The sequence below is a fragment of the Clostridium sp. genome (assembly GCF_017888565.1).
GTDB lineage: Bacteria > Bacillota > Clostridia > Clostridiales > Clostridiaceae > Clostridium.
Genome location: NZ_JAGHFX010000093.1, coordinates 1 through 5,889, shown reverse-complemented (window position 1 = coordinate 5,889; position 5,889 = coordinate 1). Strand labels below are relative to the sequence as shown.

The 5,889-nt window shown below is 27.3% G+C and carries 3 protein-coding genes and 1 rRNA gene; all 4 read left to right on the top strand.

Annotated features, from left to right (window positions below):
• Window positions 1–88, top strand: a 5S ribosomal RNA gene (gene rrf / locus J7M87_RS17825); the annotation flags it as partial.
• Window positions 89–526: 438 nt separating this feature from the next.
• Entirely contained in the window at window positions 527–2,962 is a 2,436-nt protein-coding gene (locus tag J7M87_RS17820; protein ID WP_291653176.1) for a glycogen/starch/alpha-glucan phosphorylase, read from the top strand.
• Window positions 2,963–3,134: 172 nt separating this feature from the next.
• The gene (locus tag J7M87_RS17815) at window positions 3,135–4,295 is read left to right on the top strand and encodes a glucose-1-phosphate adenylyltransferase (RefSeq protein ID WP_291653174.1); all 1,161 of its coding nucleotides are present in this window, start codon (window positions 3,135–3,137) and stop codon (window positions 4,293–4,295) included.
• A gap of 16 nt (window positions 4,296–4,311) precedes the next feature.
• On the top strand, window positions 4,312–5,400 hold the full coding sequence (gene glgD / locus J7M87_RS17810; RefSeq protein ID WP_291653171.1) for a glucose-1-phosphate adenylyltransferase subunit GlgD: 1,089 nt from the start codon (window positions 4,312–4,314) through the stop codon (window positions 5,398–5,400).
• Window positions 5,401–5,889: the final 489 nt, after the last annotated feature.

The window sequence follows — 5,889 nt, the reverse complement described above, 5'->3', positions numbered from 1 at the left end:
CCTTTCCATTCCGAACAGGAAAGTTAAGCTCTACAGCGTCGATGGTACTGCATGGGAGACTGTGTGGGAGAGTAGAACGTTGCCAGGTTATTAAAAAGACTTAAGAATTTATTCTTAAGTCTTTTTTGTTATATAAATATTTAAAAAATTATATTATTTATAAACGGATTTAGTAAATATTTATTAAAAACTGTTTATAAAATAAAAGAGTTGTGGATAAGTCTTACATAATATAATATAAAAATTTTTGTATAATCATTTACTAAAATAACTAGAAGTGCATTTTTTCAATGCATAGGGTACTCTTTCAATGGATATTTTTATTTGTATTTAGAAACTATAACTGAAATGAGCTACATATGTAACGGAATATGCTTTAAATATCTATAATAATAAGCATATATATAATTCATTTATAGAGAAAGAAATAAAATCATATAATAGTTGAAAAAAATTACCAAGAAAAGATAAAGATTAGATATATGATTAATGAATAAATAATAATACTTTAATGGGAGGGAAATGTATGCTAGATGTAGATAAGAATTCGTTAAAGAGAAATTATAGAAGAAAGTTTCTTGAGATAAATGGTAAAGATTTAGAAGATGGAACTAAGAAACAAAAATATGAAACATTGGGAAGCTTAGTTAGAGATTATGTTACAGAAGAATGGCTTAATACAAATAATAAGTATAAGGAAACAGGAGAGAAGCAAGTATATTATTTTTCAATGGAGTTTTTACTTGGAAGATTATTAGGGGATGCTTTGATGAATTTAGGTATAAGAGAAACTTGTAGAGAAGCACTTGCGGATTTAAATATAGATTTAGATGAACTAGAAAGCTTAGAACAGGATCAAGGTCTTGGTAATGGTGGTTTAGGTAGACTTGCAGCATGCTTTTTAGATTCTATGGCATCTTTAAATATACCAGGACATGGGTGTGGAATAAGATATAAATATGGTTTTTTTGAGCAAAAAATAATAGAAGGAAAGCAAGTAGAAGTTCCTGATAATTGGTTAAGGTTAGGTAATGTATGGGAAATACCTAAAAGAGATAAATCTGAGATAGTAAAGTTTGGTGGAGAAGTAAAAACAGAAACTATGAATGGAAGACTTACATTTACTCATGTTAATTACGAACCAGTACTAGCAGTTCCTTATGATACTCCAGTCGTGGGATATCAAAATGAAGTAGTTAATACGTTAAGATTATGGTCTGCAGAGCCTGTAAGCAATGAATTTGATTTTTCATCTTTCAGTAGAGGAGAGTTTTTAAAAGCAATTGAATATAAAAATTCTGTTGAATCAATATCATTAGTATTATATCCGGAAGACTCATTTTATGAAGGCAAAATGTTAAGACTAAAGCAACAATATTTCTTTGTATCTGCCGGATTGCAAAGTATTATAAGACATTATAAAAAATATAATACTAATATACATGAATTAGATGAAAAGGTAGCAATTCATATAAACGATACTCATCCAACATTAGCTATACCAGAGCTCATGAGAATATTAATAGACGAAGAAGAATTATCATGGGAAGAAGCATGGAGAATTACCCAAAATACAATTTCATATACAAATCATACTATACTTGCAGAAGCATTAGAAAAATGGCCTATAAATATGTTCAAGGAGATATTACCTAGAATATATATGATAGTTGAAGAAATAAATGAAAGATATTGTAAGGAACTGTGGGATAAATATACAGCACAATGGGGTAAGATTTCTAGGATGGCTATTATTGGAGATAATTTTGTTAGAATGGCTAACCTAGCTATAGTAGGAAGCCATAGCGTAAATGGAGTTGCTAAGCTTCATACAGAAATACTTAAGAAAAAGGAAATGTCAGATTTTTATTATTTCTATCCAAATAAATTTAATAATAAAACTAATGGAATAACTCATAGAAGATGGTTATTAAAGAGCAATCCAGAACTAACAAATCTTTTGAAGGAAACCATAGGAGATAGTTTTGTTAGACATCCAATGGAATTACTTAATTTCAAAAAATATCTAAATGATGATAATGTGTTAAATAAGCTTAGTAGTATAAAGTTAAATAATAAAGTTAAATTATCTAATGAAATTTATAACTCAACAGGTATAAAGGTAAATCCTAATTCTATATTTGATGTTCAAGTAAAAAGGATTCATGCTTATAAGAGACAAACATTAAATTGCTTAAGAATTATGGATTTATATAATAAATTAATAGAAAATCCTAATATGGATATAAATCCAAGAACTTTTATTTTTGCTGGAAAGGCAGCTCCAGGATATCTTTTAGCTAAAAATATAATAGAGCTTATAACGTCAATAGCTAATAAAGTAAATAATGATCCTAGAGTTAATGAAAAGATAAAGGTTGTTATGATGGAGAATTATAGAGTTTCATTAGCAGAAAAAATAATTCCAGCAACTGATTTAAGTGAGCAAATATCAACAACTACAAAAGAGGCCTCTGGAACATCTAATATGAAGTTTATGATGAATGGAGCAGTTACGATAGCCACACTAGATGGAGCTAATATAGAAATAAAAGATGAAGTTAAGGATGATAATATATTTATATTTGGATTAACTGCAAATGAAGTTTTAGATTATTATAAAAATGGTGGATATTCATCATGGGGTATATATAATAATGATAGTAGTATAAAAAGAGTTATAAATAATTTAATAGATGGAACCTACTCATATGATAAGGATAAATTTAGAGCAATATATGATAGCTTATTAAAATATAATGATGAGTTCTTTGTTTTAAAAGATTTTGATAGCTATATAAAATCTCAAATAAAGATAAATGAATTATATGATAATAAATATAATTGGCAAAGAATGTGTGGAGTAAATATAGCTCATTCAGGAATTTTTTCATCTGATAGAACAATAAAAGAATATGCGACAGGAATTTGGGGATCTGGAGTATTATATAAAAATTTATAAGATTATTAAAACACCTAAAAATCAATTAGGTGTTTTTTTATAAAAATAATATTACTCAACATATAATTAATAACCCATTCATATGTATATTATAAGAGATACTTTGTGCAATAGATACTTTGAGATTTTAAAAATTATTTATATATAAGCTAAGGTAAGGAGAGTAGGATAGATGGGTAAAAAAGAAATTGTAGCAATGATTTTAGCTGGAGGACAGGGATCACGTTTAGGAGTATTAACAAAAAGATTAGCAAAGCCGGCAGTACCTTTTGGTGGAAAATATAGGATTATTGATTTCCCATTAAGCAATTGTTCTAATTCAGGTATATATACGGTGGGTGTATTAACACAGTACAAGCCTTTAGAATTAAATACACACATAGGTATAGGATCCCCTTGGGATTTAGATAGGAGAGATGGTGGAGTAAGAATATTACCACCATACCAAGAAGAAAAGGGTGGTAAGTGGTATAAGGGAACAGCAAATGCCATTTATCAAAATATTGAATATGTAGATAGGTATAATCCAGAATATATATTAATATTGTCAGGTGATCATATTTATAAAATGAATTATGATAAAATGTTAGAATTTCATAAAGAAAAAGAAGCTGATGCTACAATAGCTGTAATAGACGTCCCTATAGAAGAGGCAAGTAGATTTGGAATTATGAATACAAGAGATGATCTATCAATATATGAATTTGAAGAAAAGCCTCAAAAACCTAAAAGTACAAAGGCATCCATGGGAATATACATTTTCAATTGGAGTATCTTAAAGAAGTTTTTAATTGAAGATGAGAATAATATAGACTCTAGCAATGATTTTGGTAAAGATATTATTCCAAATATGTTAAATAAGAAAATGAGATTAGTAGCTTACCCTTTTGAAGGGTATTGGAAAGATGTTGGAACTATAAGAAGCTTATGGGAAGCTAATATGGATTTATTAAATACGAATAATGAATTAAGTTTATATGACAATGAGTGGAAGATATATTCAGAGAACATAGCAAGGCCAGCTCAGTATATAGGAAGTAACTCAAATGTTAATGAATCCCTTGTAGTAGAGGGATGTATAGTTGAAGGTGATGTAGAACACTCAGTAGTATTTCAGGGAGTAAGAATTGGGAGAAATTCAGTAATAAAGGATTCAGTAATAATGCCAGATACTAAGATTGAAGATAATGTAGTAATAAATAAGGCTATAGTCGGAAATAATGCAATAATAAGAAGTGGCTGCAAAATTGGTGATGGTAAAAAAATAGCAGTTGTAGCATCTAAAGAGGAGCTTAAAAGTGGTACTACATTAGAGCCTGCTGAAGCATTATAAATTAGGAGGAAATTAAATGAAGGATTGTATAGGAATAATAAATTTAGATGAAAAGGAGGATTATTTAAAAGAATTAATAAGTTCTAATACAATATCAGCAATGCCTATAGCGGGAAGGTATAGAATAATAGATTTTATTTTATCAAATCTAACTAATTCAGGGGTAGAGTGTATCGGTATATTTACTAAAAGAAAATCCTATTCTCTTATGAAGCACTTAAGTAATGGAAGACCATGGGATCTTCATAGGAAGCATGATGCTTTAAAAGTATTTAATTACAGTGAATATGATCCAGTATATGATGATATCCATAGTTTTATAGAGAATATTGAATTTATAAAATATAGTAGAAAAGAGTATATAATTATGTCTCCATCATATATGATATGCAATATCAATTATAGGGAAGCTTTAGAAAAACATAAAACTTCAGGTGATGATATTACAGTAATATATAAGAATGAAAATAGTTCTAGTAATAAATTTATTAATTGTGAGGAAATAATATCAGATAATAATGATAAAGTAAAAAGTATAAAGAGTATTTCTGAAGGAAGAGGAAGTACTAATATAAATATGGAAATGTATATAATGAAGACAAGTTTATTTATAGATATAATAAGGGATAGTATAACTACTGGGCTATATAAGAAAGTAAAAGAATATATAATAGATAACTTAGAAAATTTAAATGTAGGAATATTTGAATTTAAAGGATACTTATCTTGTATAAACTCAGTAGAATCATATTTTAATACAAATAAGGAAATATTGAATGTAAAAGTAAATAGAGAACTATTCTATGATAATAATCCTATATATACAAAGCAAAAGGATGAGTCTCCAACATATTATTCAAAGGAAAGTAAAGTAGATAATTCTATAATAGCAAATGGATCATATATAGAAGGGAACGTTGAAAATTGTATAATTGGTAGGAAAGTAAAAATAGCAAAAGGTGCTATAGTTAGAAATAGTATAGTAATGGAAAATTGCATAGTACAGAATAACACAATAATAAATAATGCTATATTGAATTGTGGAAATATAGTAGCTGAAAATAATGTTATAAGTGATTCTAGTAATTATCCTATCATAATTTAGCCAATAAAATAATACAATATAAAATAATATAAAAGATAATAAAAAGGTGCTTAATAATTTATTTTATAGAAGAAAATAAATTATTAAGCGCCTTTTGTATATAAAAAATACATGTTTAGTATCAATAAGGAATAATTTAAATAACAACTAATCCACACGTATCAATATAAGAAAAGATAAGTAAAATAAAGATATTAAGACAATTTATAATTATAATTAGCATATTTAATAAATTATAGTGTAATTTATTAAAAGAAAGCGTGATATCATACTTTATGTCCTGAGGGACAAGAGGTCTTACAAAAGAGATTTGAAAGTCAGAAAAAAATGTTGACAAACAAATCGAAAGATAGTAAGATAAAAAAGTCGCTTGAGGGCGATGAAGAAAATGGTCTTTGAAAATTGAACAGAAAATAAGTTAAGTAAACAAACCAGCAATTCTTTTAGACGTCTTAAAATTAAGACTCAAAGTAATTTGAGCGAAGAGAT

Coding starts and splice junctions, on each gene's coding strand:
- J7M87_RS17815 (WP_291653174.1), top strand. CDS start 3,135: ATGGGTAAAAAAGAAATTGTAGCAATGATTTTAGCTGGAGGACAGGGA.
- glgD (WP_291653171.1), top strand. CDS start 4,312: ATGAAGGATTGTATAGGAATAATAAATTTAGATGAAAAGGAGGATTAT.
- J7M87_RS17820 (WP_291653176.1), top strand. CDS start 527: ATGCTAGATGTAGATAAGAATTCGTTAAAGAGAAATTATAGAAGAAAG.